Annotated in this window: 23 protein-coding genes; 12 read left to right on the top strand and 11 right to left on the bottom strand. The window is 63.8% G+C overall.

Annotation, left to right across the window (positions count from 1 at the left end; genetic code table 11):
• Window positions 1-106 precede the first annotated feature (106 nt).
• On the top strand, window positions 107-1,903 hold the full coding sequence (locus ACT6Q8_RS08690; RefSeq protein WP_054169476.1) for an acyl-CoA dehydrogenase: 1,797 nt from the start codon (window positions 107-109) through the stop codon (window positions 1,901-1,903).
• 155 nt (window positions 1,904-2,058) lie between these two features.
• Window positions 2,059-2,265, top strand: a complete 207-nt coding sequence (locus ACT6Q8_RS08685) for a hypothetical protein (RefSeq protein WP_054169477.1) — start codon at window positions 2,059-2,061, stop codon at window positions 2,263-2,265.
• A 96-nt stretch (window positions 2,266-2,361) separates the two neighbouring features.
• Here ACT6Q8_RS08685 and ACT6Q8_RS08680 read toward each other — a convergent pair whose 3' ends face one another.
• Window positions 2,362-2,901, bottom strand: a complete 540-nt coding sequence (locus ACT6Q8_RS08680; RefSeq protein ID WP_082372577.1) for a sigma-70 family RNA polymerase sigma factor — start codon at window positions 2,899-2,901, stop codon at window positions 2,362-2,364.
• A 439-nt stretch (window positions 2,902-3,340) separates the two neighbouring features.
• Here ACT6Q8_RS08680 and ACT6Q8_RS08675 point away from each other — a divergent pair, with 439 nt between their 5' ends.
• The 3 genes from ACT6Q8_RS08675 (at window position 3,341) to ACT6Q8_RS08665 (ending at window position 7,389) form a co-directional block, all read left to right on the top strand.
• Window positions 3,341-4,405, top strand: coding sequence for a glycosyltransferase family 2 protein (locus tag ACT6Q8_RS08675; RefSeq protein WP_444733211.1), 1,065 nt, complete (start codon window positions 3,341-3,343; stop codon window positions 4,403-4,405).
• Window positions 4,406-4,462: 57 nt separating this feature from the next.
• The gene (locus tag ACT6Q8_RS08670; RefSeq protein WP_444733210.1) at window positions 4,463-6,025 is read left to right on the top strand and encodes an ArnT family glycosyltransferase; all 1,563 of its coding nucleotides are present in this window, start codon (window positions 4,463-4,465) and stop codon (window positions 6,023-6,025) included.
• Window positions 6,026-6,120: 95 nt separating this feature from the next.
• A complete protein-coding gene (locus ACT6Q8_RS08665) occupies window positions 6,121-7,389 on the top strand; it encodes an NAD(P)/FAD-dependent oxidoreductase (RefSeq protein ID WP_444733209.1) in 1,269 nt (422 codons plus the stop codon).
• Window positions 7,390-7,402: 13 nt separating this feature from the next.
• Here ACT6Q8_RS08665 and ACT6Q8_RS08660 read toward each other — a convergent pair whose 3' ends face one another.
• Both ACT6Q8_RS08660 and ACT6Q8_RS08655 read right to left on the bottom strand, forming a co-directional pair.
• Window positions 7,403-7,681 (bottom strand): hypothetical protein, encoded by a 279-nt coding sequence (locus tag ACT6Q8_RS08660; protein WP_054169480.1) that lies wholly within the window; start codon window positions 7,679-7,681, stop codon window positions 7,403-7,405.
• Window positions 7,682-7,714: 33 nt separating this feature from the next.
• A complete protein-coding gene (locus tag ACT6Q8_RS08655) occupies window positions 7,715-8,353 on the bottom strand; it encodes a pyridoxamine 5'-phosphate oxidase family protein (RefSeq protein ID WP_444733208.1) in 639 nt (212 codons plus the stop codon).
• 162 nt (window positions 8,354-8,515) lie between these two features.
• On the opposite strand from ACT6Q8_RS08655, the gene mscL reads away from it, so the two are divergent.
• Window positions 8,516-8,926 (top strand): large conductance mechanosensitive channel protein MscL, encoded by a 411-nt coding sequence (mscL, locus tag ACT6Q8_RS08650; protein WP_054169698.1) that lies wholly within the window; start codon window positions 8,516-8,518, stop codon window positions 8,924-8,926.
• A 22-nt stretch (window positions 8,927-8,948) separates the two neighbouring features.
• On the opposite strand, the gene ACT6Q8_RS08645 is transcribed toward mscL, so the two are convergent.
• The 4 genes from ACT6Q8_RS08645 to ACT6Q8_RS08630 are packed head-to-tail and all read right to left on the bottom strand — an operon-like array spanning window position 8,949 to window position 12,486.
• Entirely contained in the window at window positions 8,949-10,655 is a 1,707-nt protein-coding gene (locus ACT6Q8_RS08645) for a GMC oxidoreductase (protein ID WP_444733207.1), read from the bottom strand.
• A complete protein-coding gene (locus ACT6Q8_RS08640; protein ID WP_054169483.1) occupies window positions 10,655-11,203 on the bottom strand; it encodes a gluconate 2-dehydrogenase subunit 3 family protein in 549 nt (182 codons plus the stop codon). The genes ACT6Q8_RS08645 and ACT6Q8_RS08640 overlap by 1 nt, the downstream gene beginning before the upstream one ends.
• A gap of 12 nt (window positions 11,204-11,215) precedes the next feature.
• Window positions 11,216-11,980 carry a family 16 glycoside hydrolase gene (locus ACT6Q8_RS08635; RefSeq protein WP_444733206.1) on the bottom strand — a complete coding sequence of 255 codons (765 nt, stop codon included), beginning with the start codon at window positions 11,978-11,980 and terminating at the stop codon, window positions 11,216-11,218.
• Window positions 11,953-12,486 carry a 3-keto-disaccharide hydrolase gene (locus tag ACT6Q8_RS08630; RefSeq protein ID WP_444733205.1) on the bottom strand — a complete coding sequence of 178 codons (534 nt, stop codon included), beginning with the start codon at window positions 12,484-12,486 and terminating at the stop codon, window positions 11,953-11,955. The genes ACT6Q8_RS08635 and ACT6Q8_RS08630 overlap by 28 nt, the downstream gene beginning before the upstream one ends.
• Window positions 12,487-12,779: 293 nt before the next feature.
• On the opposite strand from ACT6Q8_RS08630, the gene ACT6Q8_RS08625 reads away from it, so the two are divergent.
• Window positions 12,780-13,256, top strand: a complete 477-nt coding sequence (locus tag ACT6Q8_RS08625; RefSeq protein ID WP_444733204.1) for a hypothetical protein — start codon at window positions 12,780-12,782, stop codon at window positions 13,254-13,256.
• A gap of 322 nt (window positions 13,257-13,578) precedes the next feature.
• Window positions 13,579-13,941, top strand: coding sequence for a hypothetical protein (locus ACT6Q8_RS08620; RefSeq protein ID WP_444733203.1), 363 nt, complete (start codon window positions 13,579-13,581; stop codon window positions 13,939-13,941).
• Window positions 13,942-13,953: 12 nt separating this feature from the next.
• On the opposite strand, the gene ACT6Q8_RS08615 is transcribed toward ACT6Q8_RS08620, so the two are convergent.
• A complete protein-coding gene (locus ACT6Q8_RS08615) occupies window positions 13,954-15,570 on the bottom strand; it encodes a peptide chain release factor 3 (protein WP_444733202.1) in 1,617 nt (538 codons plus the stop codon).
• Between the two features lie 119 nt (window positions 15,571-15,689).
• Window positions 15,690-17,465 (bottom strand): DEAD/DEAH box helicase, encoded by a 1,776-nt coding sequence (locus tag ACT6Q8_RS08610; protein WP_444733201.1) that lies wholly within the window; start codon window positions 17,463-17,465, stop codon window positions 15,690-15,692.
• 461 nt (window positions 17,466-17,926) lie between these two features.
• Between ACT6Q8_RS08610 and ACT6Q8_RS08605 the strand changes: the two genes are divergently transcribed.
• On the top strand, window positions 17,927-18,994 hold the full coding sequence (locus ACT6Q8_RS08605) for a hypothetical protein (protein WP_444733200.1): 1,068 nt from the start codon (window positions 17,927-17,929) through the stop codon (window positions 18,992-18,994).
• Between the two features lie 113 nt (window positions 18,995-19,107).
• Window positions 19,108-20,214, top strand: a complete 1,107-nt coding sequence (locus tag ACT6Q8_RS08600) for an energy transducer TonB (protein ID WP_444733199.1) — start codon at window positions 19,108-19,110, stop codon at window positions 20,212-20,214.
• 45 nt (window positions 20,215-20,259) lie between these two features.
• Here the strand turns inward: ACT6Q8_RS08600 and ACT6Q8_RS08595 are convergent, their stop codons facing one another.
• Window positions 20,260-22,743 (bottom strand): glycogen/starch/alpha-glucan phosphorylase, encoded by a 2,484-nt coding sequence (locus tag ACT6Q8_RS08595; RefSeq protein WP_054169490.1) that lies wholly within the window; start codon window positions 22,741-22,743, stop codon window positions 20,260-20,262.
• Between the two features lie 240 nt (window positions 22,744-22,983).
• Here ACT6Q8_RS08595 and ACT6Q8_RS08590 point away from each other — a divergent pair, with 240 nt between their 5' ends.
• A complete protein-coding gene (locus ACT6Q8_RS08590) occupies window positions 22,984-24,480 on the top strand; it encodes an alkaline phosphatase D family protein (RefSeq protein ID WP_444733198.1) in 1,497 nt (498 codons plus the stop codon).
• Here ACT6Q8_RS08590 and ACT6Q8_RS08585 read toward each other — a convergent pair whose 3' ends face one another.
• Entirely contained in the window at window positions 24,481-25,758 is a 1,278-nt protein-coding gene (locus tag ACT6Q8_RS08585) for a tetratricopeptide repeat protein (RefSeq protein WP_444733197.1), read from the bottom strand.
• A 327-nt stretch (window positions 25,759-26,085) separates the two neighbouring features.
• Here ACT6Q8_RS08585 and ACT6Q8_RS08580 point away from each other — a divergent pair, with 327 nt between their 5' ends.
• Window positions 26,086-26,754: a transglycosylase SLT domain-containing protein gene (locus ACT6Q8_RS08580; RefSeq protein WP_444733196.1), complete on the top strand. Its 669-nt coding sequence runs from the start codon at window positions 26,086-26,088 to the stop codon at window positions 26,752-26,754.
• Window positions 26,755-26,811: the final 57 nt, after the last annotated feature.

Below are 26,811 nucleotides of genomic sequence, written 5' to 3'. Positions count from 1 at the left end.
CCAGCCAGCGGGGCTTGCCGGGTGGATGTGTTCGCGCGATGTTTCATCATGAACCGGGCGGGGCGCTGGAACCTGCCCATATGTTAAGCCGGGAGGATAAGGCGAAATGACCGCTTACAACGCACCCATCCAGGACATGCGCTTCACTCTGAACCATGTGGTTGGCCTGTCGCAGGTGGCCGGCCTGCCCGGCTATGACGTGGTGACGCCCGATCTGGTGGATCAGGTCCTGGATGAGGCCGGCAAACTGGCGCGCGATGTGCTGGCACCGCTGAACTGGGTCGGCGACCAGAACGGGTCGAAGCTGGAGAATGGCGTAGTCACCACCGCCCCCGGCTTCCGCGACGCCTACTGGAAATATGCCGAGGGTGGTTGGAACGCGGTCCCGTTCGATCCGGATTTCGGCGGTCAGGGCCTGCCCTGGACGCTCGCCCTGCCGATCCAGGAAATGTGGACCTCGGCCAACATGTCCTTCTCCCTCTGCCCCATGCTGAACCAGGGTGCGGTGGAGCTGCTGCAGGCCCACGGGTCGGAGCAGCAGAAGAAGCTGTATCTGGAAAAGCTGATCAGCGGCGAATGGACCGGCACCATGAACCTGACGGAGCCGCAGGCCGGTTCCGATGTCGGTGCCGTGCGGACCAAGGCCGTGCCGAATGAGGACGGGACGTGGCTGATCACCGGTCAGAAGATCTTCATCACCTATGGCGAGCATGACTTCACCGACAATATCATCCATCTGGTTCTGGCCCGCACGCCCACGGCCCCGGCGGGCGTGAAGGGCATCAGCCTGTTTGTCGTGCCGAAATTCATGGTGAACGAGGATGGCAGCCTGGGCGCGCGCAACGACCTGCGCTGCGCCGGGCTGGAGCACAAGATGGGCATCCATGCCAGCCCGACCGCCGTCATGGCCTATGGCGACAATGGCGGCGCTGTCGGCTTTTTGGTGGGCGAGGAAAATCGCGGCATCGAGTACATGTTCACCATGATGAACAATGCCCGCCTGGGCGTTGGCCTGCAGGGCATGGCGATTGCCGAACGCGCCTATCAGCAGGCGGTTGACTATGCCAAGGGCCGGGTGCAGAGCCGCGCCTTGACCGGCAAGGACCCAGCCCCCGTCGCCATCATCAAGCATCCCGATGTGCGCCGCATGCTGATGTGCATGAAGTCGCAGATCGAGGCAGCCCGCGCGCTCGTCTACCTGACGGCGTCGGCGCTGGACAATGCGCATCGCAACCCGGATGCCGAGGCCGCAAAGGCCGCCAACGCCCTGAACGACCTGCTGACGCCCATCACCAAGGCCTGGTGTACCGACTTGGGTGTGGAACTGACCAGCCTGGGCGTGCAGATCCATGGCGGCATGGGCTTCATCGAGGAAACCGGTGCCGCCCAGCATTACCGCGACGCCCGCATCGCCCCCATCTATGAGGGCACGAACGGCATCCAGGCCAATGACCTGGCCTTCCGCAAGGTGCTGCGCGATGGTGGTCAGGCGGCATTTGCCCTGATCGCCGAAATGCGCGCCACGGCCGCAGCCATCGCCGCCCAGCCGGGCGACGACATGGCGACCATGGGTGCCAACCTTACCGACGCCATCGACGCCGTGGAAACGGCGACCAAGTGGGTGGTGGAAACGGGCAAGGCCGACATGACCGCCGTCGCATCGGGCGCCGTCAGCTATCTGCGCATGTTCGGCGTCACCATCGGCGGCTACCTGACGGCCAAGGCCATGATGGCGGCCAATGGCCTGATGCGCGAACCGGGTGCCGATGCCAAGTTCCTGGATGCCAAGATCATCACGGGCCGTTTCTATGCGGACCAGATCCTGCCCCAGGCGCGCGGCCTGTTGACCGTTGTGACCCAGGGTCACCGCGCCGTCATGGGCCTGTCGGAAGACCAGTTCTGATGACGTACCGTGTGGGTGGCACGGGGTTGCCACCCACGCATTCCGACGAAGGGCATAGGCCCAACGTTTGCGTGTCTAGGCTTTTGCGTCAAATGGACTTAAAGGGGGTCCCGGTTCCACAGTGCCTTATCGATTAAGGGCTGGAGGAAACCCCGATGACCGAGACGCCGACGGATGAACTGCGCCTGCTGGCCGCCAAGATAGCGACCGCTTACATACAGGCCAACCCGCAGGCGCCGGATCAGCTTACAGGCGTGATCCGACTGGCGTACCAGGGCCTGCAACGCTGCATTGCCCCGCCCCCGCCCGCCGCACCGGAGCCCAAGAAGCGTCGCCGCCGGGGCCGGCCATCGGCAGCCTGATCGGTGCGTGGCGTGCCCGCGCCCTTGACGATGCCGCATGTTCGGCGCGGCGGTAGTTGCCGCCGTAGCAACGGTCACAAATTGTGACCGTTGGTCTTAAGCGCGGCCTTCCACGACCATCTCACCATCCATCAGGCGGCGCAGGGTGCCCCGTGCCCGCGACAGGCGGGACTTCACGGTCCCGACCGAGACGTTGGCATTCAGCGCCGCCTGTTCATAGCTGACACCGCGCAGTGCCACCATCACGACCATGTCGCGCTGGTCGGACGGCAACCGGGCCATGGCGCGGCGCAGGTCGCGGACCTGCATCCGGCCCATCTGCCGGGCAGGCGTGCCCCCCAGTTCAGCGCCGTCACAATCATCCAGGGCCACATGCTGCCGGTTCCGGCGCAGGCCGTTGATATGCAGATTGCGGAGCATCGTGGACAGCCACGCCCGCAGGTTCGTGCCCTCTTCCCACAGATGCAAGCGCGTCAGGGCGCGTTCCATGCACTCCTGGGCCAGATCGTCGGCCAGTGTACCATCGCGGCACAATCCCAACGCATAGCGGCGCAGATATTCGCGCTCGGCTGCCACCTGTGCCGCAAGGTCGGGGCGGGCAGAGGCAGTGGTGATATTGTACTGGCTGCTGGCCATGTTCATCTCCATCGTCCAAAGCTGGAACCAATGTCTGCTGCGCCAAATGTCGAATATCGAAATATATTCGATTTTTTTATTGGCGAGGCCAAAGTGAGGGGAAATTTGTTGATCTGAATTTTCCCCTTCGTGATTTAAGTAATTTTTACCCAGACCGTGTCACGATTGTGGCGGCGGCGGTCTAAGCTGTGATCTCTTTAGTCAGAGCCGGTTGGATATAGTCCATCCGCTACAGAAATGACGCCCGGTTGGAAAAACGGTGCGGATACGCTATATCCACCGGACAGGTGGAACATGGCTGCATCGACCGGCTGGCCAGTGCCTAACCCTCCGGTTGGCTGGCGGTTTGGTTGGTTAAGGCTTAGTGTTCGCGTCTGAAGCGGCAATGGCCGGTGACAGCCGTCATCGCCGCTGCCACGTGCCCTGCCAAGGACCCGTCATGTTGACGCCCACCCACGAGACGTCCAAGTCCCCTACCCCGCTGCGGCCCTTGAATGAGGCCACGGTGCTGTCCGTCGTTCTGCCCATGCATAATGAGGGGGAGAATATCTACGCGCTGTTTGCCCGGCTTGCGCCCGTGATGGAACGGCTGGGCGTGCCGTATGAGGTTGTGTGCGTGGATGACGGCTCCCGCGATGACACCTGGGTCCGGTTGCAGGCGGCACACGCGGCCAATCCGCGTATCCGTCTGGTCCGGTTCAGCCGAAATTTCGGCAAGGAAATGGCCATGACGGCCGGCCTTCGCCATGCGTCGGGCCGGGCCGTCGTCCTGATGGACAGTGACCTGCAGCACCCGCCCGAAGTGATCGAAGAGTTCTATGCCCATTGGCAGGCCGGTGCGCAGGTGGTCTATGGCGTGCGCCGCTCGCGCGATACCGATCCGCCGCTGCGCCGTTTCCTGACCCGCCGTTTCTACCGCATGCTGGATGGCATGTCGGAAGTGCCCCTGCCCCGCGATGCCGGCGACTTCCGTCTGATGGACCGCGCCGTGGTCGATGCGCTGAACCAGATGGGCGAACGCACGCGCTTCATGAAGGGGCTTTATTCCTGGGTCGGTTTCCGGCAGGTGGCGGTTCCGTTCGAAACGGCACCGCGCCATGCGGGCACGACCACCTTCAGCACCTGGAAGCTGTTCCGTTTCGCCATGGATGGCATCGTTTCCTTCTCCACCCTGCCCCTGCGCATCTGGTCATGGCTGGGGCTGGCCGTGGCGGCCATCGCGGTGCTGTATGGCGCCGTCATCCTGCTGAAGACCATGATCTTCGGGATCGATGTTCCGGGCTATGCCTCCTTGATGGTGGCGACCCTGTTCATTGGTGGGGTGCAGTTGATCTGCCTGGGCGTGCTGGGCGACTATCTGGGCCGGGTCTTCACGGAAGTGAAGGGACGGCCCCTCTATCTCGTGTCGGACAGCGTCGGCTTCGCGACCGGTGCGGCGACAGAGACTGCCGATCACCGCCATCCGGCGGCGGCCCTGCCCGACCGGCGCAGCGGCGCGAACTGACCCGTGATGGGCCCATCCGGCGCAAGGGACGAAGGCCCTTCCAATTTCTGGGATATTGTGGCGCAGCTCATCTTGGCTGGCGCCTTGCTGTTCGTTGCCTCCACCTTCAAGCAATATGGCATCACCTGGGATGAGCCGCTGCACCTGGAGAACGGTCGCCGCGCGCTGGACTGGTATCTGTCGCTGGGGGAAGACCAGCGGGTGCTGGGGTTCCAGAACCTTTATCTCTACGGCGCTCTGTACGACACAGTGACGGCGGTTGCCGGCATCCTGCTGCCCTTCGATGCGTATGAGACGCGGCGGCTGGTCGGCGGGCTGGTGGGTGTCGCAGGGCTGGCGGCAGTTCGGGCGCAGGCACGGACGCTGGCGGGGCCACGCGCAGGTGCACTGGCCGTTATGCTTCTGGCGCTGACGCCCGAATGGATGGGACAATCCTTTGCCAATCCCAAGGACGTTCCCTTTGCCACCGCCGCCGCCTGGATGGGCCTTTACCAGATCCGCCTGATCCGCGACCTGCCGCGCCAGCGGATGCACACGCTGCTTGCCTACGGTATCGCGTTCGGGGCCGCACTGGGCATCCGTGTGGGCGGGGTCGTGTTGATCGGGCCGTTGGGCATCGCCTGCCTGTACTGGCTGTTTCTGCGCCTGCGGGAACGGCCCCTGGGTACGGCCCTGTGGGAAGGGGTGACGGCGGCGGCGCGGCTACTGCCGGCCTTTGCGCTGGCCTGGATGATCATGCTGGCCTTCTGGCCCTGGGCGCAGCTGGACCCGGTATCCCGCCCGCTGGAGGCCTTGGCCGGCTTCTCGCACTTTCCCTTGGCGTTCAGCTTTCCGTTCGCGGGCCGGACGCTGGTAACGACCGACCTGCCCTGGTGGTACGTGCCGGTGGCCTTTGGTGTGAAGCTGCCGGAGGTTACATTGTTGGGCCTTGGCGTTGCGGCTGTCATGAGTGTGCGTGCCCTGCGCCGGCCCCTGACCCTGTTGCCCGAACGGGTCGGGTTGGCGGCGGCGATCCTTTTGCCCCCCCTGATCGTGATCGTTACGGGTGCCGTGCTTTATGACGGTATCCGGCATCTCTTGTTCCTGCTGCCGCCCCTGTCGGTGGCGGCTTCCATCGGGCTGGACCGGCTGGCCAGTCACTTGTCAGCACCAATGGTTACCGAGCGCCTGCCCCTGGCCAGCCGCATTGCGGGTGGAATGCTGTTTCTGTGGGCGGGGTGGCAGATGCTGACCGTTGCCCGCCTGCATCCGTATGAGGCCATCTGGTACAATGCCCTGGCCGGTGGGGTGCGCGGGGCCGAGGGCCGGTTCGAACTGGATTACTGGGGCAGCCCCCTGTCAGAAGCCGCAGACCGGCTGCGCAACCTGATTGTAGGACAGGAAGGCGGCGGCGCCGTTGCCCATCCCTACCGTATCCGCATCTGCGGCCCGCATGACAGCGCCCTGCATTACCTGCCCCCCACCTGGAAGGCGCCCAAGGACGGCCAGGGGGAGGCCGATTTCTATATCGCCTTCACACGCGGGCAATGCGGCCCGGTTCCGGCGGGGCGGGAGTTGCTGCGGGTGGAACGGATGGGGGTCGTCCTGGCCTATGTCCTGGACCTGCGGGATAAGCCGTAGGCCGGGGCGACGATGGTCCTGGCAGGATGAGAGGGTGCAGTTCCGCACCCCCGCCTGTAGAATGATCCGTATCCTCCATCGCGACCCGCTCCGACATGCCCCACGCCCCCTCCTGGTACGCCGCCACGGCCCACCACGCCCCCGCCCGCCTGCCGCTGGTGGGCGATATCGCTTGCGATGTCTGCATCGTCGGGGGTGGCTATACGGGTCTGGTGACCGCCATTGAACTGGCGGCCAAGGGCATGTCCGTCACGATCCTGGAGGCCGAATCCGTCGGCTGGGGCGCATCCGGGCGCAATGGCGGACAGATCGTCACCGGCTTCAACAAGGGGATCGGGGATATCGAGGGCTGGGTCGGCAAGCAGGATGCGCGGCACCTGTGGGACCTGTCGGAAGAAGCCAAGACCATGCTTTCCGGCCTGATCGACCGGTACGGCATCGATTGTGACCTGAAATGGGGCTATCTGCTGGCGGCCCTGAAGCCCCGGCACATGACAGGTCTGGCAGAGCATCAGACGGAACTGGAGGGGTTGGGTTACGGCAAGACGCGCATGGTGGGGCGCGAAGAAATCCGCTCCATGGTGGCGACCGATGTCTATCTGGGCGGGCTGTTCGATGGCGGCAGCGGGCAGTTGCACCCGTTGAACTATGCACTGGGGCTGGCGGTTGCCGCCGAAGGGCTGGGCGTGCGCATCCATGAGGGCAGCCGGGTGGTGCGTATCGATACGGGAACCGCCCCCAAGGCGTTCACGTCAACGGGATCGGTATCGGCCAAGTTCCTGGTCCTGGCCGGCAATGCCTATCTGGGGGACTTAAGCCCCCCCATCCGCGCCAAAGTGATGCCGGCGGGCACCTACATCATTGGGACCGAGAAGATGGAGGCGGAGCGGGCGCAGGCCCTGATCCCGTCGGACATCGCCATCGCGGATGTGAATTTCGTACTGAACTATTACCGGCGCAGCCCGGATAACCGCTTCCTGTTCGGCGGGGGCGTCAGCTATTCCGGATTCGACCGGCCCGACCTGAAACAGTCGCTGCGCCGGACCATGCTGAAATACTTCCCGCAACTGGCCGATCTGGACGTGGAGTTCTGCTGGGGCGGCCATGTCGCCATCACCATGAATCGCATGCCGCATCTGGGCCGGGTCAGCCCCACGACCTATTTCGCGCAAGGATATAGCGGCCATGGCGTGGCCCTGACCGCCATTGCCGGCCGTGTGATCGCGGAGGCAATTGCCGGTCAGGCGGGCCGTTTCGACATCTTCGCCCGCGTGCCGCACCGGGCCTTTCCGGGACCGCCGGGCCTGAAAATGCCTGCCCTGGTGCTGGGCATGCTTTGGTACCGGCTTCAGGACTGGCTGTAGCAGCTACGAAGCTTCACGCCACCCGGCGCTGCCATATCCAGCGGATGGCGGTGATCACCAGGGTGATAGAAAAGGCCTGGGTCAGCAGGGTCGACAGCTGGAACAGCGGTTGCTGATCCAGACGGTTGAAATATTGCCACCAGAACCGGGTCACGGGATCGCGTAAGGGCCGTAACAGGCTGTCCCATGCATCGAACAGCCCGTCCGGAATATTGTCCCGAAAGACCATGGGCAGGGTCAAAAACAGGACCACGCCGATCAGCGTGGCGATAAAGCGCAGCAGGCCCCACATTCCCGTCCGTCCCCCATCTCCAGTTTCAGCACTTCACCATAATGTGCGGCGCTGCCGTTCGGGAAGGGCGGCGTCATAGGCGGGGCCGCCTTCGGCACCGTTACTGGCCTCCGCCGTCATTTGCCCCGCCGTGGGAACGCCATCCGGGTGGCCCCGCGCGCCTTGGGCCCAGAGGTCGGAACGGATCAGGGCGCGGGCGCACTGGAAATAGACCTCGTCGATTTCCAGCCAGATCACGGACTGCGGCAGCTGCCCCTCCATGGCCAGACGCTGGCAGAGGTCGGCATCAATGCTTATGGCGGCGCGGCCATTGATGCGCAGGCATTCATTGACGCCGGGGATCATGAACATGCAGGCCACGCGCGGATCGGCGATGATGTTGCGCAGACTGTCGATACGGTTATTGCCGCGCCGGTCGGGGATCAACAGGGTCCGGTCATCCAGGATGGTGACCGCCGAACCCGCATCCCCGCGCGGCGACACGTCAAGCCCACCTGCCCCCACAGACCCCAGCGCGAAGAAAGGTGCTGCCGACAGCCAGGCACGGTAGGCTTGCGTCAACCGGTCCGAAACCTTGGCCAGCGACGGCGCGCCCGGCGGGCCATAAAGCCCCTCCAGCACCGTCATATCACTGACAAGGCCGGGCGGAACGGGGCGGGCGGGATGCGGCATGGCGCGACACCTAGGGTGGTGAGAACAAGCCCAGTGTCAGGGCCGGGACGGGTGGGGACAAGTGCGCGGGGCACATGGGGGCTTTCCATTCCGGGCACGATGCAGGATGCTGATCCGGTTGGCACGGCCACAGGGGCCGCTGCCGATGGGAATGGGGAACCCATGCTGAACGAATTCAAGACCTTCATCAGCCGCGGCAATGTCGTGGATCTGGCCGTCGGTATCATTATCGGCGCCGCCTTCACCGCCATCGTCACCTCGCTGGTGAACGATATCCTGATGCCGCCCATCGGCTACCTCATGGGTGGAATCGACTTCTCCGATTACTTCATCAGCCTGTCGGGCGGCGATTATCCCACCCTGAAGGCCGCCAAGGATGCCGGTGTCACCACCATCAATTACGGCCTGTTCATCAATGCCATAATCAAGTTCTTCATCGTGGCCTGGGCCGTGTTCATCCTGGTCAAGCAGGTGAACCGCTTCAAGAAGAAGGAGGACGCCAAGCCCGTGGAGCCGACCAAGAGCGAGATTCTGCTGACCGAAATCCGCGACCTGCTGAAGGCGAAGGATTGATCAATCGCGGACAAGGGGCGCGTCAGATCGCCCCTTGCCGCAGCAGCTCCACCGCATGGTTCGCGGCACGCGCCGTCAGGGCCATGTAGGTCAGCGACGGGTTCTGTGTGCCGTTCGACGTCATGCAGGCCCCATCGGTGACGAACAGGTTCGCCACCTCATGCGTCTGGTTCCAGGCGTTCAGTACGGAGGTGGCGGGGTCGCGGCCCATGCGGGCGGTCCCCATCTCATGCGTCTTGAAGCCCACCGGATGGTCGAACCGGGCGCCCGCCGTCACATCCTCACACCCGCCGGCGCGCAGGATTTCCGCTGCCTCGTCCCGCCCCCGGGCGATCATGGCCAATTCATTGTCACGCAGGGTGCAGTCCAGATGCGCCAACGGGATGCCCCAGCGGTCCGCCTTGGTCGGGTGCAGGGTCAGACGGTTATCGGCGTGGGGCAGCATTTCCCCGAACATGTCGATGCGGATGGTCCAGGGGCCGTAATTTGTGGCGCCATCCTTCACCTTGGCCCCGAAACCCGCCTGCCGCCCGGTCCCATCCATGGCGCGTCCACGCGTGGCCCCACCTTGAAAGCCGAAGCCCCTGATGAAACCGTCGCCCGGCTTCTGTCCCCTGGCCCGGACATTGGGGATATAGATGTTATTCGGACGCCGACCAAATTCATACCGGTCCAGCATTCCCGGCACCCGGCCCGCCGCCCAGGCGCCGCCGACATGATCCATCAGATAACGGCCCAGTGCGTCGCTGCCGTTGGCCAGCCCGCGCGTATGCGCCTCGCTGCGGGAGTTCAGCATTATATGCGCGGACCCGATGGCCGAGGCACACAGGAACACCAGCCGGGCACGGTGGGTGCTGGCACCCATGCTGTTGGCATCGATGACCCGAACGCCGGTGATGCGGCCCGTGGCCGGATCATGTTCCAGGCTGTGGCAGATCTGATCGGTAAGGATGGTCAGGTTGCCGGTATTTCGCGCCGCCGGCAGGGTGGCGGACAGGCTGCTGAAATAGGCCCCGAAGGAGCAACCCCGGCTGCAATGCGACCGCGCCTGGCAGCGTGACCGGCCCAGGGCCTCCTGCGCCGCCGTTGGTTCCGTCAGGTTGGCAGTGCGGCCCATGATCATATGCAGATCGGGGCGCCGGCGTTTCAACGTCTCCGATACGCGGCGTTCGGCGCAGTTCATCTCGAACGGCGGCTGAAACACCCCGTCAGGCAGTTCGTCCAGCCCCTCAAGGCTGCCGGAAATGCCCGCAAACCGTTCGACATGATCATACCAGGGCGCCAGATCGGCATAACGGATGGGCCAGTCCACCCCGTGTCCGTCGCGCAGGTTAGCCGTGAAATCCGCCTCTCCCCAGCGATAGGATTGCCGATACCAGGTCAGCGACCGTCCCCCCAGCTGATAGCCCCGCGTCCACATGAAGGGCCGGTCTTCGGGATAGGAAAAGGGGTAGGTCGTGGTATCGGCGAAGAATTGCAGATGCTGCATCTTATAGATCCAGTCACCCTTATCCTTCATGTACTGCCAGCCCTTATCGGGCCAATCCTCCGGCACCAGATTGCGGAACTCCACCTCCCACGGGGCGTCCATGTCGGTATAGTCGGGACCGCCATGGTCGATATGCCGGCCACGTTCGATGACCAGGGTCTTCAGGCCCTTCTCGCACAGTTCCTTGGCCGCCCAGCCGCCGGTGATGCCGGAGCCGACGACAATGGCATCCCATTCCATCACCGCGCCCCCGCCACCAGCTGTTTCATCTCCACCCGCGTAATGTCGCCCCGATACTGACCGGGAACGGCGACATAGTCGGGATCGGCCCCTTCGGACGTGAAATAGGCGTACCAGATCAGTTGCTTGAGCCGGCGATAGGCCTGATCCGCCGGCCCCTGCCCCTGGAAGGCGGCGATGTCGATGCTGGTCAGCAGGGCGGCGCGTTCGGCGGGTGGGCGGGCCATGAAACCATGGGGTGCTGCCCTGGCATCGATATCGGCCAAGGCCTGACGGAACTGCACCCGCGTCGCCGGCACCGCCCAATCCAGCATCAACCCATCAACCACACCATGGACATTGGCCGCCATGGCGCCGGGCGTATCCGTGGCGGGTATCATGATCTCCGCCACATCGGCCAGCAGCGCCATTTCGCGGGCATTGAAGAAACGGCCCGGCTGGCCCTTGGCCCCCCTTGTCCCCTCATAGGCCCAAACGGGCAGCGCACCGTCCAGGAAGGTGCCGCCCAGCAGCGTGATGGCGGCCAGAAGGGCCTGTCGCCGGTTCATATGCAGCGTTCCTTACAGGGGACGGATACGGACGGAACGGAATTCCAGACGGTCCTTGCCGGGGCGCAGCAGGATGGGGCCCGATGGCGGCAGGCCCAAGGCCGCGCGGCTACCCTCCACCAGCTTTGATCCATTCAGCCAATGTTCGATCCGGTCGCCGCGCGCCAGGATACGGACGCGGTTCCACTGGCCGGCGGGCTTCATCGATGGCTTGTCGGGATTGGGATCGGTCAGGTTGCGGGCCGGTACCTTGCCGATCAGGGTGCCGCTGGCGGCATCCCCCTGCCCCTGCGGCCCCTGTGCCACGCGATAATCGGCACTGCCCAGATAGGTGACGGTGCCATCGGCCCCGTCAACCGTGCGCACATCCAGTTCCAGATCGAAATCCGTAAACCGGTCGGCGGTGACCAGCGGGGTGGCGGCACCGTCGCGGATGATAACCCCGTCACCGATCTGCCAGCCGGTAGCCGACAGGCCGGACCACCCCGCCCCATCCTGCCCATTCCACAGCAGACGCCAACCCAGGGCAGCGCGTTCGGCGCTGACATGGTTGGCGATGAAGTCCTGCTCATCCGTCACGTCCAGCGGCCTGCGCATATAGCGGGCAGGATCGTCGGTGATGATGCGCAGGTTGCGGAACCGCACCTCCAGCCCGGCATTGGCGGGATCGGGGCCGACATCATGCACCTGCAACCCGATAAAGCCGCGCGGCGTCATGTCATCGACCATGACAATGGCAGGCAGACCGTTCAGCCAGGTGCGAAAACGCGTCCCCACCGCCTCCACCCGCAGATGGTTCCAGTCGCCGGATTTGAAGCTGGCCTGGGTTCAGGCCGGTGGGCCGGTGTCGCCAGCCACAGCCGGCGCTGTTCATCATACAGCCCGCCCGTCCAGCGGCGGGCGGCATGGTCGATTTCCACCTGATAGCCATGGACGACGCCGTTGCGATAATCGGGCTTGGACTCTGCGCGGATCATCACACCGGTATTCAGGCGCGGATCGGTCTTCACCTCGAATTCCAGGATGAAATCGCCGAACAGTTCCTCGCTGCACAGGAAACTGTTGGGCGATTTCTCCACCGATGTCCCGACAATCTCCCCCGCGTCCAGCCGATAACTGGCCCGTCCGCCCAGCGGGCGCCAGCCGGTAATGGAACCATCCGGGGCGGCGGCAGGCGGGATCAATGAATGCCACGGCGGTGGGCTGGAAGCCCAGGACGGGGCCAGGGGGGCGGATGCGGCGGCAGCCAGCATCCCCAGTGCCGCACGACGCGTAGGGGCCATGATCTATCCTCCCTGCTTCACCCGCCGGATCATTCTATCGCCCAGCTATGTGACAACCTTGTCATAACGGATTATGGGGCGATGGAAAAGGGTCTTGTTTATTGCATTATGCAAAACTGGACACTTTGCACAATGCAATTGCAGGCACTACAAAACCACCAAACCATTGCATAGTGCAACGACAATCCGATGCAGATGCCCTAAATTACCTGGAATCAGTCTTGCTTTAGTACAGGAACGACCGGCATCAGCCGGCATTGCAAGGCCCCAAGGCCAGAACCGAGGTTGTCACCATGGTCCGCAAAGACCACGCATGCGCGGCGTTGGCCGCCACCCTGCTTTTGGCCTCCAGCGCCCTTCCGGTGCTGGCGCAGTCCAATGGCAGCATCGGCCTGCGTGGCACCATGGAAAGTATCTGCTTCGTGCAGATCAATCAGACAAACACCAGCAGCGTCGATCTGATCAAAGGCACCAGCAATCTGACCATCGGCACCGTGGGTGAAAAGTGCAACCGTGGCAACGGCTTTACCGTCACCATCTCGTCCGCCAATGCCGGTGCGCTGGTGAACGCCACCGGCGCGCGCGCCGCCTATACGGTGCAATATGACAATTCGGGCGTGAAATCGCTGGCCAACCCCGTCGTCCTGACACGGACCAGCGCCAAGAAGACGGTGTCCACCAAAAGCTTCAAGGTGAACATCCCCGCCAACCCGCAGGCCATCGCCGGCACCTATGCCGACACGATCACGGTAGCGATTGCGGCACGTTAAGACGGAACCATCCGCACCGTAACGCTGTTCCCTCTCCATGAACCCCACGGTCAGAGGAGAAAGAACATGCGCGGCATTCTGCTTTGGGCCCTCGGTATCCCGATCCCTATCATCATCATTCTGTATCTGGTCGGCGTGATCTGATATCGGGTGGGCATGTGGCCAGAAAGGCAGCAAGCCCATGTCATTCTTTTCACATCGGCGGCAGCGCCTAGCCGCCGTGCGCCCACCTCCGCCAACCTTCACCCGCCTGAACCGGGGTTGGAACGCGGAGCCTGTGTGCCCAGCGCCAGAATTCTGGACCCAGGATGGGGCGCTTCACATGCGCCTTATCCTGAACCACTATGCCTTTCCTGCATTCCAGGAAGACGAACAAGGGATTCTGAGGTTCGGCAATAGCAGCCGGTACCGGCTGGGCGAAACCAATGACGAGGGCTGGTACCAGAACCAGTGCCGCTACCGTCAGGCGGCCCCGGATTGGGGCGAATTCTACGAACTGACCGGCCCCGATCCATTGCGGGATCAGCCGGACGACTGGATTACCCTGGCCCCCGACGCAGACGGGATGCGCCACTTCCTGTTCCACATGAAGGACGAGACTTTCGAATGCATGGCATCCGACTGGTCCTTCGCGCCCATGGCCGATAACGCCCTCCATCGGGTGTTGGGCGCGCAAGGGGGATAGGTGGCGGCCCGGTCAGGCCGCCACTGTTGTCACGCTCTTGTTCTGCTCACGCGTCTTCAGGAACCGCAGGGCCGGGAAATCCTCCTGCGCGCGGTTCAACTGCCAGCCATTGCGGGCCAGATAGACCAGCGCGCCGTCATGATCCTCGGCCAGATCGGCGCGGCGGCTGTCGATGAAGTTCTTCAGCGCCACCGGATCATCGCTTTCCACCCAGCGGGCAGCGTCATAGCCCGCCGTCTCGAACCGCGCCTTCATGCCATATTCGGCCTCAATGCGCGCGGCCAGCACTTCGAACTGCAGCTGACCGACCACGCCCACCACCCAATCGGCGCCGACGATGGGCTTGAAGACCTGCGACGCCCCTTCTTCGGCGAAATGCTCCAGCGCCTTGCGCAGATGCTTCACCTTCATCGGGTCGTCCAGGCGCACGCGCTGCAACAGTTCGGGCGCGAAGCTTGGCACGCCCGTGTAGCGCAGTTCCTCGCCCTCGGTCAGCGTGTCACCGATGCGCAGGGTGCCGTGATTGGGAATGCCGATGATATCGCCGGGGAAGGCGTCTTCAGCCAGTTCACGGTCGCGGGCCAGGAACAGAACCGCATTGTTCACGGCCAGGATCTTGCCGCTGCGCATATGCTTCAGCTTGGTCCCGCGCTTGAAATGGCCGGAACAGAGGCGGAAGAAGGCGATGCGGTCGCGGTGGTTGGGGTCCATGTTGGCCTGGACCTTGAACACGAAGCCCGTGACCTTGCCCTCGTCCGGTGCCACCATGCGGCCATCGGCCTTTTGATGGCGCGGCGGCGGGGCATAGGCGGCCAGACCCAGCAGCAGCTCACGCACGCCGAAATTATTGATGGCGGAGCCGAAGAAGACCGGTGTCTGGTGACCTTCACGATAGGTTTCCAGATTGAAGGGCGGGCACAGTTCCCGCACCATCGCCACATCCTCGCGCAGCTTGGCGGCCTGATCGGCGGGCAGCATCTGGTCGATCTTGGGATCGTCGATGCCGTTGCATTCCACGCCATCGGTCGCCACATCGCCCGAACGGCGATCCATCAGGATCAGCCGGTCGCGGATCAGGTCATAACAGCCCCGGAAATCCGACCCCGACCCGATGGGCCAGGAGGCGGGCGTTACCTCCAGTTGCAGGTCGCGCTCCACCTCGTCCATCAGATCGAACGGGTCACGCGCCTCGCGGTCCATCTTGTTCACAAACGTGATGATGGGCACATCACGCATGCGGCAAACCTCAAACAGTTTGCGCGTCTGGGCTTCGATACCCTTGGCCCCGTCGATCACCATCACGGCGCTGTCGACGGCGGTCAGGGTGCGATACGTATCCTCGGAAAAGTCTTCGTGGCCCGGCGTGTCGACCAGGTTGAAGGTGCGGTCGGCATAGTCGAAATTCATCACCGACGCCGTGACCGAAATCCCGCGCTCCCGCTCCACCTTCATCCAGTCCGACCGCGCGCGCCGCTGCTCGCCACGCGCCTTCACGGCACCCGCCATCTGAATGGCACCGCCGAACAGCAGCAGCTTTTCCGTCAACGTCGTCTTACCCGCGTCAGGGTGCGCGATGATGGCAAAGGTACGACGCTTGGCAACTTCGGTTTCGAGGATGTTGTCGGGCATGACGCGTGCTCTTCAATCGGACAGCGGGCGCTGGTGGATTAACGGATACGGACCGAAACTTGAAATGAAAAAGCCCCTCCCCCGGCCAGCGGCGGGAGAGGGGCTTCTCCGGTCAGTGATCAAGCCTGACGGAACGGACGGCGCGTCGGGGCGGCACCGCCTTCGGCGCGGGCTTCACCTTGGCGTTCGCCACGGAATTCGCGGCGCTTTTCACCACCATGGCCGGCGTCGCGGAAGTCGGCGCGGCCTTCGCCGCCATGGCCGTGGGGACGGCCCTTGCCGGCATGGGGCTTGTAGGGGTTGGCCTTGTGCGGGTGCGGGGTGCGGGCTTCACCGGCGACGGGGCTGGCATCCGGGGTCCAGGCGCGCTGGGGACGCTCGCCGCCTTGATGCTGGCCTTCGCCCTGGAAGTCGCGGCGTTCACGACGCTCGCCCTGGTAACCACCTTCACGGCGTTCGCCCTGCCAACCGCCCAGACGGTCGCTCTGCGAGCGCTGTTCGCCGCCCTGGTAACCACCCTCACGGCGTTCGGCGCGGAAGCCGCCTTCGGCGCGCTCGCCACCCTGGGCGCCATCACGGCGTTCGCCGCCCTGATAGCCACCCTCGCGGCGCTCACCACCCCAGCCGCCTTCACGGCGCTGGCCGCCATAGCCACCCTTGTTGCCATAGGGCTTGCCAGCCTGATTGCTGCGGGCACCGTACGGCTTGGGCCCGGCACCGCCGGGACGGAACTTGCTGCGCTCCGGCTCGGGCATCGGCTCCAGGCCCGGCAGAGTGGTCTGGATATGCGGCTGGCCCGTATACTGCTCAATCGCGCGGACCAGATTGCGGTCATGGCGGGTGAACAGGCTGTAGGAGATGCCGGTGGCACCGGCACGGCCGGTACGGCCAATACGGTGCACGTAATCTTCGGCAACGCGCGGCAGGTCGAAATTGATGACGTGGGACAGGTCGGAAATGTCGATGCCGCGGGCGGCAACGTCGGTGGCGACCAGCACGTTGATGCGGCTGTCACGCAGCCACTGCACCACGCGGTTACGCTCGCGCTGCTGCATGTCGCCATGCAGCGGCATGGCGCGGTGGCCCTGCTCGGACAGGCGGTCGGCCATCACATCGCAATCGGCCTTGGTCGCCATGAAGATGATGCCCTTGCCGAAGGCTTCATCTTCCAGCAGGCGGCCCAGCAGCTTGTGCTTGTGGTCCAGCCCGTCGGCGCGCAGCCACCGCTGCTCAATGGAGGTGTTGGTGACAGCCTTGCCGGCCACATCGACGCGCACCGGGTTCTTGGTCAGGCTGGCGGCCAGCTTTTCCGCGGTGCGGTCCAGCGTGGCGGTGAACAGCAGGGTCTGGCGACCTTCCGGGCAGGCGCCGGCGATCTGTTCCACGGCATCGCGGAAGCCCATGTCCAGCATGCGGTCGGCTTCGTCCAGCACCAGCATCTCGATGCAGGACAGGTCGACCTTGCCGTTTTCCAGATGATCGATCAGGCGGCCCGGCGTCGCGACGATCAGATCGGCGCGGCGGCGCAACATCTCGATCTGGGCGCGGTAGGGCATGCCGCCCAGCACGGTGCCGGTCTGGATACGACCGAATTTCGACAGAAGGCGAACCTGCTCCAGCACCTGGCTGGCCAGTTCACGCGTCGGCGTCAGCACCAGGACGCGCGGGCCCCAGGAACCGGCCTGACGCTCCGACGCGGCAATGCGGGCCAGAGCCGGCAGCACGAATGCGGCGGTCTTGCCGGTGCCGGTGTTGGCGGAGGCCACGACATCCTGGCCCTCCAGCGCGGCGGGAATGGCCTGCGCCTGGATCGGGGTCGGGTTGACATAGCCCAGCTCGGCCACGGCCTGCATCAGGGAAGCGGGAAGAGCGAGATCGGAAAAGGTAATGGTCAAGGAACGTGCTTTCTTCGGACAAAGCCAAACGCTCCGCACCGCCGGCCCTTGACGGGTCCGGACGCGGTTGGAGCGCAAGGGATGCCAAACGTCGGGGTTATCCCGGCGCTGGCGGTTGCGCTTCGGAGCGGCTTCTGCTGGTTCGGAAAGCGAAGGGCGGCACCATCAGGGCGATGGGCAGCGACACGACCCGACTCTCATCATTCGGGGCGTATCTTATTGGTGGCATGGGTGGCCACCGGGGGCCCCACAGCCACTCGGTTACGGAACGGACCATGACGGAAACCATGCTGTTGCACCAGCGAAATCCGTCCAGCCCCATCACAAGGCTGGGCAGCGCGCGGCGCAGGGCGAGTGCAAAAGCAGAAACATTGCACGAGCCAAACTTTCCCCGCTTGAGCGGAGACGCAAAGCATCGTAAGTTACATTTAACTTTTTACTTGACATTCCCAGGAGGTTGCATGTTTGCAACGAAATTGATCCCCGTCGCAGCGTGCGCGCTACTGCTGGCTGGCCCAGTACAGGCCGCATCCAGCTGGCAGGAAGCCAACAAGGCTTCTGTGGCGTTGATGGTGGAAGGCAAGTTGCAGCCGGCCTTCGACTTGGCGTGGCAGGCCGCAGAACTGTATGAGAAGGCCCCCAACTACAAGCCCAGCAATCATGAGCGTCTGCTGCTGAACGCGGCCGACATCTTCCTGCAGATCCAGAATCCGGCCAAGACACCGGAAATGCTGCAAAAGGCGCTGACAGCCATTGGCCGGCATGTGCCCGAGGGGGCGCCGGAAACCATCGCGCTGAATGAGCAACTGGCCAAGTCCTATCTGGCCCTGGGCGACAAGGCCAAGGCCAAGCTGATCTATGAGCGGGTGGCCACGCTTTATGAAAAGAACTATGGCGCCGATAGCGTAGGCAGCGTGAATGCGCAGCTGGAACTGGTCCGCACCGCCAAGGCCGCCCGCGATGCGGCCACGGCCCAGCGCTATCTGGATCGGATCGACGGCCTGACCAAGAGCCTGCCTGCCGATCATCCGATCCGCCTGCAGGTGGAATTTGAACAGGCCATGGGCGCCATCGATGCCGGTCGCGACAGCGCCGCCGGCGCGCAGCTTCGTTCCATCGTAAGGCAGGCGCGGGCGTCGGAGAATGTGGCGATGCGCAGCCTGGCCCGCGATGCCTATGGCATGCTGGCCTTCATTGCGCAGCGTGAGGGCGATCCGCAGACCGAGGACCGCATGGTGGAGGCCACGCGCGGCCTGCCGCAGCATGCCGGCGGTCCGCAGCCCCTGTTCCGCTCCATCCCGGAAAGCATCGAGAGCGGGCTGACCGGGTCCGCCACCATGGAGCTGCGCGTATCCACCGCCGACGGCAAGGTCAAGGAAGTCCGCGTTCTGGAAAGCTCCGGCGATCCGAAATATGTATCCGTTATGACCAAGTCCATCCTGAACTGGCGCTTCCAGCCCACCGCGACCGAAGGGTCAGCCGGATCGCTGGTCACCGTGCGGCAGAGCGTCAGCAACGCGGCAAGCTGACAGGTTAAAATACACCATACGATTGCATGCATTTGCAATCGTGCAATCTCCTGTATTGAATGACGCCCCCCGGAAAGATATCGTGCAGCCCGCGATATTTTCCGGGGGTTTCCATGCGTGTTGCCAGTCTGGCTGTCTGTGCCCTGCTGCTATCATCCTTGCCGGCATCGGCCATGACGTGGCAGGAGGCGAACAAGGCCTCCGTGGCGATGATGAATGAAGGCAAGCTGAACGAGGCCTTCGATCTGGCCTGGCAGGCAGCAGAACTCTACGAGCAGTCACCCACCTATAAGGCGGCCAGCCATGAGCGACTGCTGCTGAACGCCATCGATATTTTCCTGCGTACGGCCAAGGACCGGGCCGCCCCCAGCACGATCCGCAAAGCCATCGTGGCCCTGAAACGCCATGTCGGCCCGGAGGATGGAACCCTGATCGCGGTGCATGAGCAATTGTCACTGGCGCTGATCCGTGCCGGGGATTTTGAGGCGGCGCGCGATGCACAGGATCAGGTCATCAACCTGTATGCCAAGAATTTCGGCGCGGAATCGGTGGGACATGTCAACGCCCTGTTGACCCAGGCGCGGCAGTTGAAGGGCGCCATGGACATCGTTGATGTCCGCAAGTACCTGGACCGCGCCTCCGCCGTGGCCCAGGCCGTGCCGGCAAATCATGTCGTCCGTCTGATGGTGGATTATGAACATGCCCTGCTGACCATGGAAACCGGTCGCAAGGATGAGGCCGAGGCCCTGTTCATCTCCGTCGCGGATCGGGGTGTCGGGCAGGATGATGCGGCAGTGAAGGCGGTTCTGCGCCCCACCTATGGCATGCTGGCCTATATCGCCTTCAAGCGCGGGGACAGCGTGACAGAGGACAAGTGGGTCGAGGCGACGCGCGGATTGCCGGTGCCGGAGGGTGAGGTGAAACCGCTGTTCCGGGAGGTGCCGGACACGCCGGACAACCGCATCTCCGTATCGGGTCAGGTGACCATCGAATTCATGGTGTCCACCGCCGATGGCCGGGTGAAGGAAACAAGGATTCTGGAGAAATCCGGCAACCCGCAATATGCGACATCGGTTGATAAGGCCGTTCGCACATGGCGTTACCAGCCGACGGTGCCGGTAGGCGATCCCGGCACCCTGATCCGTCAGAAGCAGACCTTCGGTTATCAGTATGAAAACGAAGAGGCAGAGGTCGGGTCACGGTTCAAGCGGCGGAACTGATGCGTGAAGGCCGGGGCATCCAGACGGACGCCCCGGCGATTGCGGTCAATCCGCCGCATCCCCAACGGGCAGCACCGGCGCCACGCCCCAGATTTCGCTGGCATATTCCATGATGGTCCGATCGGAAGAGAACCAGCCCATACCGGCGGTATTCAAAATGGCCTTGGCCGTCCATTCCGCCTTATCCCGGTAGAGCGCGCGGGCGGCACTGTGGGCGTTGCGGTAATCCTCGAAATCGGCGGTGACCAGGAAATGGTCGCCGTACAGCAATGCATCGACGATGGGGCGGAAACGTCCAGGGTCATCGGGGCTGAAAGCACCATTGCCGATCATGTCCAGCGCACGCTTTAAATGCGGGTTTGCACCCACGACGGCACGCGGGTCAAAGCCGCCACCCGACCGCAGATCCTGCACCTCCTGCGCGGTCAGGCCGAAAATGAAGATGTTGTCGGCGCCGACATGGTCGCGGATCTCGACATTGGCCCCGTCCAGGGTGCCGATGGTCAGGGCACCGTTCAGGGCCAGCTTCATATTGCCGGTGCCCGACGCCTCCATCCCCGCCGTTGAAATCTGTTCCGACAGGTCGGCGGCGGGCATGATGATTTCCGCCTGGCTGACATTGTAATTGGGCAGCATCACCAGTTTCAGCCGCCCGCGCACCAGCGGGTCATTATTCACCACCTTGGCAATGTCATTCGCCAGTTTGATGATCAGCTTGGCCTGGTGATAGGCGGGTGCTGCCTTGCCGGCCAGGATCTTGGTGACGGGGGTAAAGTCCCGGTTGGGATTGTCCCGGATATCATTATAGAGCGCCACCGTCTGCAACAGGTTCAGCAACTGCCGCTTATATTCATGGATACGCTTCACCTGCACATCGAACAGACTGTCGACATCGACATCGATGCGCAGGTGGCGGGCGATATAGGCGGCCAGCCGCTTCTTGTTCTGGCGTTTGGCCCGGCGGAATTCCTCCTGGAACACCTCGTCCCCTGCCCTGTCCTTCAAGGCTGCCAACTGCCCCAGATCGGTGATCCAGCCATCGCCGATGCGGCTGCTGATCAGGCGGGACAGGGCCGGGTTGGCCTGATGCAGCCAGCGGCGCGGGGTGATGCCGTTGGTCTTGTTGGTGATGCGTTCGGGGAACAGGCGGTGATAGTCGGCGAAAACCGTCTGCTTCATCAGGTCGGTATGCAGGGCAGAAACCCCGTTCACCTTGTGGCTGCCCAGAAAGGCCAGCCCGCCCATGCGCACCCGCCGCCCGCCATTCTCATCAATCAGGGACAGACGGCGGATCGTATCGATATCGCAACGAGACCAGACCCCTTGCAGGAACTTGGCGTTGATATCGTAGATGATCTGCATATGCCGGGGCAGCACATGTTCCATCATGCCCACGGGCCAGCTTTCCAGCGCCTCGGGCAGCAAGGTGTGGTTGGTATAGCTGAAGGTACGGCGGGTGATGTCCCAGGCCTTGTCCCAATCCAGCCCATGAATATCGATCAGGATACGCATCAGTTCGGCGATACCGATGGCCGGATGTGTGTCATTCAACTGAATGGCCGCCTTTTCCGGCAGCGCATCGAAATCCTTATGATGCTGCATATAGCGGCGCAGGATGTCCTGGATGGACGCGCTGGTGAAGAAATATTCCTGCTTGAACCGCAGTTCGCGCCCCACTTCCGTCGCGTCATTGGGATAGAGCACGCGTGACAGGTTCTCCGACAGGACCTTGCCTTCCACAGCCTTCAGATAGTCGCCATCATTGAAATGGTGGAAGTTGAAATCACTGGTGGCGCGGGCGGACCAAAGGCGTAAAGTATTGATCGTTTCGCCACCGTAACCGACGACGGGCGTGTCAAACGCCATGGCATGGACGGTTTCGGTATCGACCCAGCGGCGGCGTTCCACCCCGGCCCCATCGATATAGGTTTCGACCCGGCCATGGAAATGGATCGGGTACAGCACCTCCGGCCGCGCAAACTCCCACGGGTTGCCGAAACGCAGCCAATTGTCCGGGAACTCCACCTGAAAGCCCTGATCGAAGCGCTGTTCGAACAGACCATATTCATAGCGGATGCCATAGCCATAGGCCGGCAGATGCTGCGTCGCCATGCTGTCCAGGAAACAGGCGGCCAACCGGCCCAGGCCGCCATTGCCCAGTGCCGGGTCGGGTTCGGCATCCAGCACTTCTTCCAGGCGCAGGCCCAGACGGTCAACCGCCTCCCGGCAGACCTCCGTCAGGCCCAGATTGTCCAGATTGTTGGACAGAAGCCGGCCAATCAGGAATTCCATTGAGAAGTAATAGATGCGCTTGGCATCAGCGGCATAAACCCCGCGCGTCGTATCCATCCAGCGATCGACGACACGGTCACGCACCGACAAAGCGCCGGAGGTGAACCAGTCGCGGCGCGTCGCCGTCTTGGCATCCTTGCCCACCGAATAGACCAGCCATTCCAGGAAAGAGCGCTTCAGCGCGTCGACATCTTCGGCCTTGCGGCCAATTTCGCGGGAACGGTAACGGGCATCCATGGTGAGCAGGCTTTCAACAACGGTAATGACAGAAAGATGTCACCATTCCGCCTTGCCGCCGACCGGTTGGCAATGGGAAAAAGCGGGGGCCGCCCCGCACGCCATTAGCCTTGTCAAACTGTTACAGGCTTGACCTTTCCCGCCCGCCACCGCATTTCGAGGATGATGAGTTCCCCACCCCCTCCTTCACCCCGGCGTTCCCGACAGAAGACGGAACCGCCCGTCATCCTGATGGGCCCCTTGCTGCGCGCCCGCGGCGCCCAGGGGGCCACGGGGTCGGGGCAGCGCTGGCGTGTGTCCGCGGTTTTCCTGCTGGCCGGTGATGCCGAACCACCCGATCTGCGGGTGGAGGGTGTGGGTCTGGCGGTACCCCCGCGCTTCCTGCATGAATGGAAGGATATGCCGCCCGTGGGGCCGGTGGGTGTTCCCTGCCCGCCCGGCACGTTGCGCCTGTGGCGGTATGATTTTGCGGTACCGCGCGGGCTGCAGGATGGCCGCGCTACCTATGGCTTTGCAGACGATGAGCGGCGGTGGATGCTGTCCGTGCCCGGCACCGCCATCGCGCCGCGCATCGGCTTTGTCAGCTGCGGCGGCTGTGAGGATGAGGACAGTATTGAGGCCGCCGGATTGCGGCGCAACGCCCTGTGGGCACGTCTGCTGGGCCGGCATCGGTCCAACCCCATACATCTTTTGCTGATGGGTGGCGATCAGGTCTATGCCGATGGCCTTTGGGAACGGGTGCCGGCCCTGCGCAGCCTGTCGGAAGCCAAGCTGATGAAGCGGCTCGGCCTGTCAGCCGGCCCCGATCTGACCGCACAGTTGAATGCCTGGTATCTGGCCACCTACCTGCATGCCTGGACCCAGGCCGAGCCGGCAGCCCTGCAAAGCGGTGTCGCATCGCTGTGCATGTGGGACGACCATGACATTATCGATGGCTGGGGCTCGCACCCGCCGGAACTGCTGGACAGCCCCGCCTATAGAGCGATTTATGAGGCAGCCCGCCGCGCCTTCCGCCTGTTCCAGATCGGCATGGGCGATGATGATCCCGCCGACACACTGCTGGCCGATGGTCCGCCATCTTTCAGCCAGGCCCTGATGCTGAACGGTGTCGGTGTGCTGGCCCCCGATCTGCGCAGTGAGCGGACGGAGGATCGGGTTATGTCGCCACAGACGCTGGCCGCCCTGCCGGAATGGCTGGATCGGTTTGCGTCCTGCCGCCACCTGCTGCTGATGTCGTCGGTACCGCTGATCTTCCCCGGCTTCGGGCTGGCCGAACGGTTCTTGAACCTGCTGCCGGGGCGGCAGGCGATGGAGGATGATCTGCGCGATCAGTGGCGCAGCCCCGCGCATCGCGAGGAATGGCTGCGGGTGCTGCGCATGCTTACCGACTTCGCCCGGCGCAGCGGCGTACGCGTCACCATCCTGTCGGGGGAGGTGCATCTGGCGGCCCATGGCATGCTGGCCAGCCCCGGCCTGCGCATCCGGCAGTTTGTCAGCTCTGGCATCGTGCATCCACCGCCAGAAGGGTTCGGTGTCAGCGTCATGGAACGGCTGGCCGGGCGACGGGAAAGCCTGTTCGACCGGCTGGCCCTGTCCATGGAGCCCATGGATGCGGATGGAAGCCGCCTGTTGGCCAAGCGCAATTACCTGACCCTGACGGGCCAGGACAATGGCGACCTTCTGGCCGAATGGCATATTGAGGGCCGTGACGATCCCTGGACCGTCACCGTCGCCTGATCACGCCTTGACGACCAGCGCAATCCAGCCGGGAACCGGCTGTCCCCGGTCGATACGGGTGCTGTGATGGGCCAGATGCGTCAGGGTCAGGCCGGCTGTCGCCACCGCATCCTCTATATGTGTCTCTCCATGGGCAAAGCGCCGGCCTTCATGCAGCTGGAACCCCGGCCCATCGCTGCGTTCGCAGGTGAAGGCGAAGCGGCCACCGGAAACCAGTGTTGTGGCAGCGGCTTCCATCACCGGCGCCAGATCACCGATATAGACAAGCACATCCGCCGCCAGAACCAGATCGAACGCCCCTGGCCGCTCCGCCATGGACCCCACCAGGTCCCCTACCCATAGCGCATCATAGACATCCCGCGTGCGCGCCTTGTCCACCATGCGCGGTGACAGGTCGAACCCCGCCAGATACGAGGCCATGTCCCGAACCGCAACGCCGGCCAGACCGGTGCCGCAGCCCGCATCCAGAATGCGCAAGCCCGTTAAGCCTCCATGCTCCAGCAGCAACTGCCGCAGGGCCTGTGGCGCATCGTACCGCAGCTTGCCCACCAGTTCGCGGTCAAACCGGTCAGCATAGGTATCGAACAACGCGCGGACGAAGGCCGGCGGCAGGCTGGTCTGCGCCCCGGCCCCGGCCAACCCGGCAAGCAGCGGGGTGGCGCCGGCGGGGTCGGCCTCATCCATGTCCAATGCGTCCTGCCAGGCCTTGGCCGCTTTTTCCGGCTCCCCCAGATGCAGCCAGGCCTTGCCCAGCGCCACCCAGCCGAACGGCTGTGCCGGGTCTGCGGGATGGGCCTGACGCAGGGCGGCGTCCAGCATCTCCACGGCAGCCAACGCCTCATCGGCATCGGTCAGGATGGCGGCGGTCGCGGTCGTGATGTCCAGATCACCCTTGGCCAGAAAGCGCGCCTCGCGCGCATGATCAAGGGCGGCTTCCCGCTCCCCCCCATCCAGCAGCAGGCGGGCCATCCGCACCTGTCCCACGGCATCGTCGGGGCGGCGGGTCAGCAGGTCGCGGCATTGGGATAACGCCTCTTCCCCCCGGCCCGCCATCATCAGGGCGGTGACCAGGGCACGGCGCCAGGGAATGTGCCCTGGATCGGCAGCCACCGCAGCTGAGAGGGCGTCCGCCGCCGCCTCCGCCTGCCCGTCCTCCAGCAAAAGCTCCCCCAACAGGCCGACCGCCTCACGACCGCCATCCTGCCGCAGCAGCGCAATGGCACCGGGGCGGTCCTGGGCATGCAGCAATTCATAGGCGCGGGCGACGGTATCCGACATGGCGAATCCTGGGACGGGCAAGGCGAGATGAAACCTGTTCACCCGCCCTATAGCATGAGTGTTGTTCCATGAGAGACGGCTTCCAGAGGCGTTAAAGGTCCAATTTTCTTTGATCTGTGACAAAGACGCATCAATCAGGACGATTCTTGGTTGACCCAATGCGTCAATTCTGGGATTGGTATGCGGTCGGCGCATGAAGCCGGTGACTTTGAGGGAGCGACCACCGCATTCCAGTAACGGTGGTCTGATTGCAGGGCCCGCACGCAAGCGGGATTAACCGGCGGGGTAACCCGTCATGGATGACCGGAACCAGAGGGGACGATTGAGATGACGATGCGCCAATCCCGCGTTGCCACCCGCTCCCGCCCGGACTCCCGCCTGCTCCTCGCCTTTACTTTCCTCATCACTCTGATGATCCTGGCCATTCCGGCCCGCGCCGGTTGCCTGGACCACATCGTCGATGCGGAAAAGGAATTCAATATCCCCAAGGGTATCCTGCTGGCCGTTTCGCTGGTTGAAAGCGGCGGTGGCGGCACGCCCAGCCCGTTCATCATGAATGTGCGTGGCCGTGTGATGTTCCCGCGGTCGGAGGCGGAGGCCGCCACCTATCTGCGCGACAATCAGGGTAACCTGCGCGGCAATGTCTATGCCGGCTGCATGCAGCTTTCGCTGGCCCATCACAAGCAGGCCTTCCGCCCGGTCGAAAAGATCGTGAACCCGGAAGCCAATGTGCGCTACGCCGCCAAGTATCTGGTTAGCCTGCGCCGTGAAACCGGCAGCTGGGCTGCCGCCGTCACCCGCTATAACGGGTCGTCGGGCGTCAAGGCTGCTTCCTACCAGTGCAAGATCAAGAATCAGCTGGTCAGCCTGGGTGCCCAGGGCAGCGCTGAACTGATCAGCACCACCGGCAAGTGCGACGTCAGCGATCCGCCGGCGGTGGGTCCGCGTACCCGCAGGGCGTTTGAAAAGCACGACGAGAACACGCCCGTCGGCTGATCCCCCGGAACGACGCGTCCGCACGCCTTTGAATCTTTAAAATAAAATCAACACGGC

Source organism: Niveispirillum sp., assembly GCF_052437035.1.
Classification (GTDB): domain Bacteria; phylum Pseudomonadota; class Alphaproteobacteria; order Azospirillales; family Azospirillaceae; genus Niveispirillum.
Note: the sequence above shows the minus strand (reverse complement) of the source record. Positions and strands in the feature narration are given on the sequence as shown.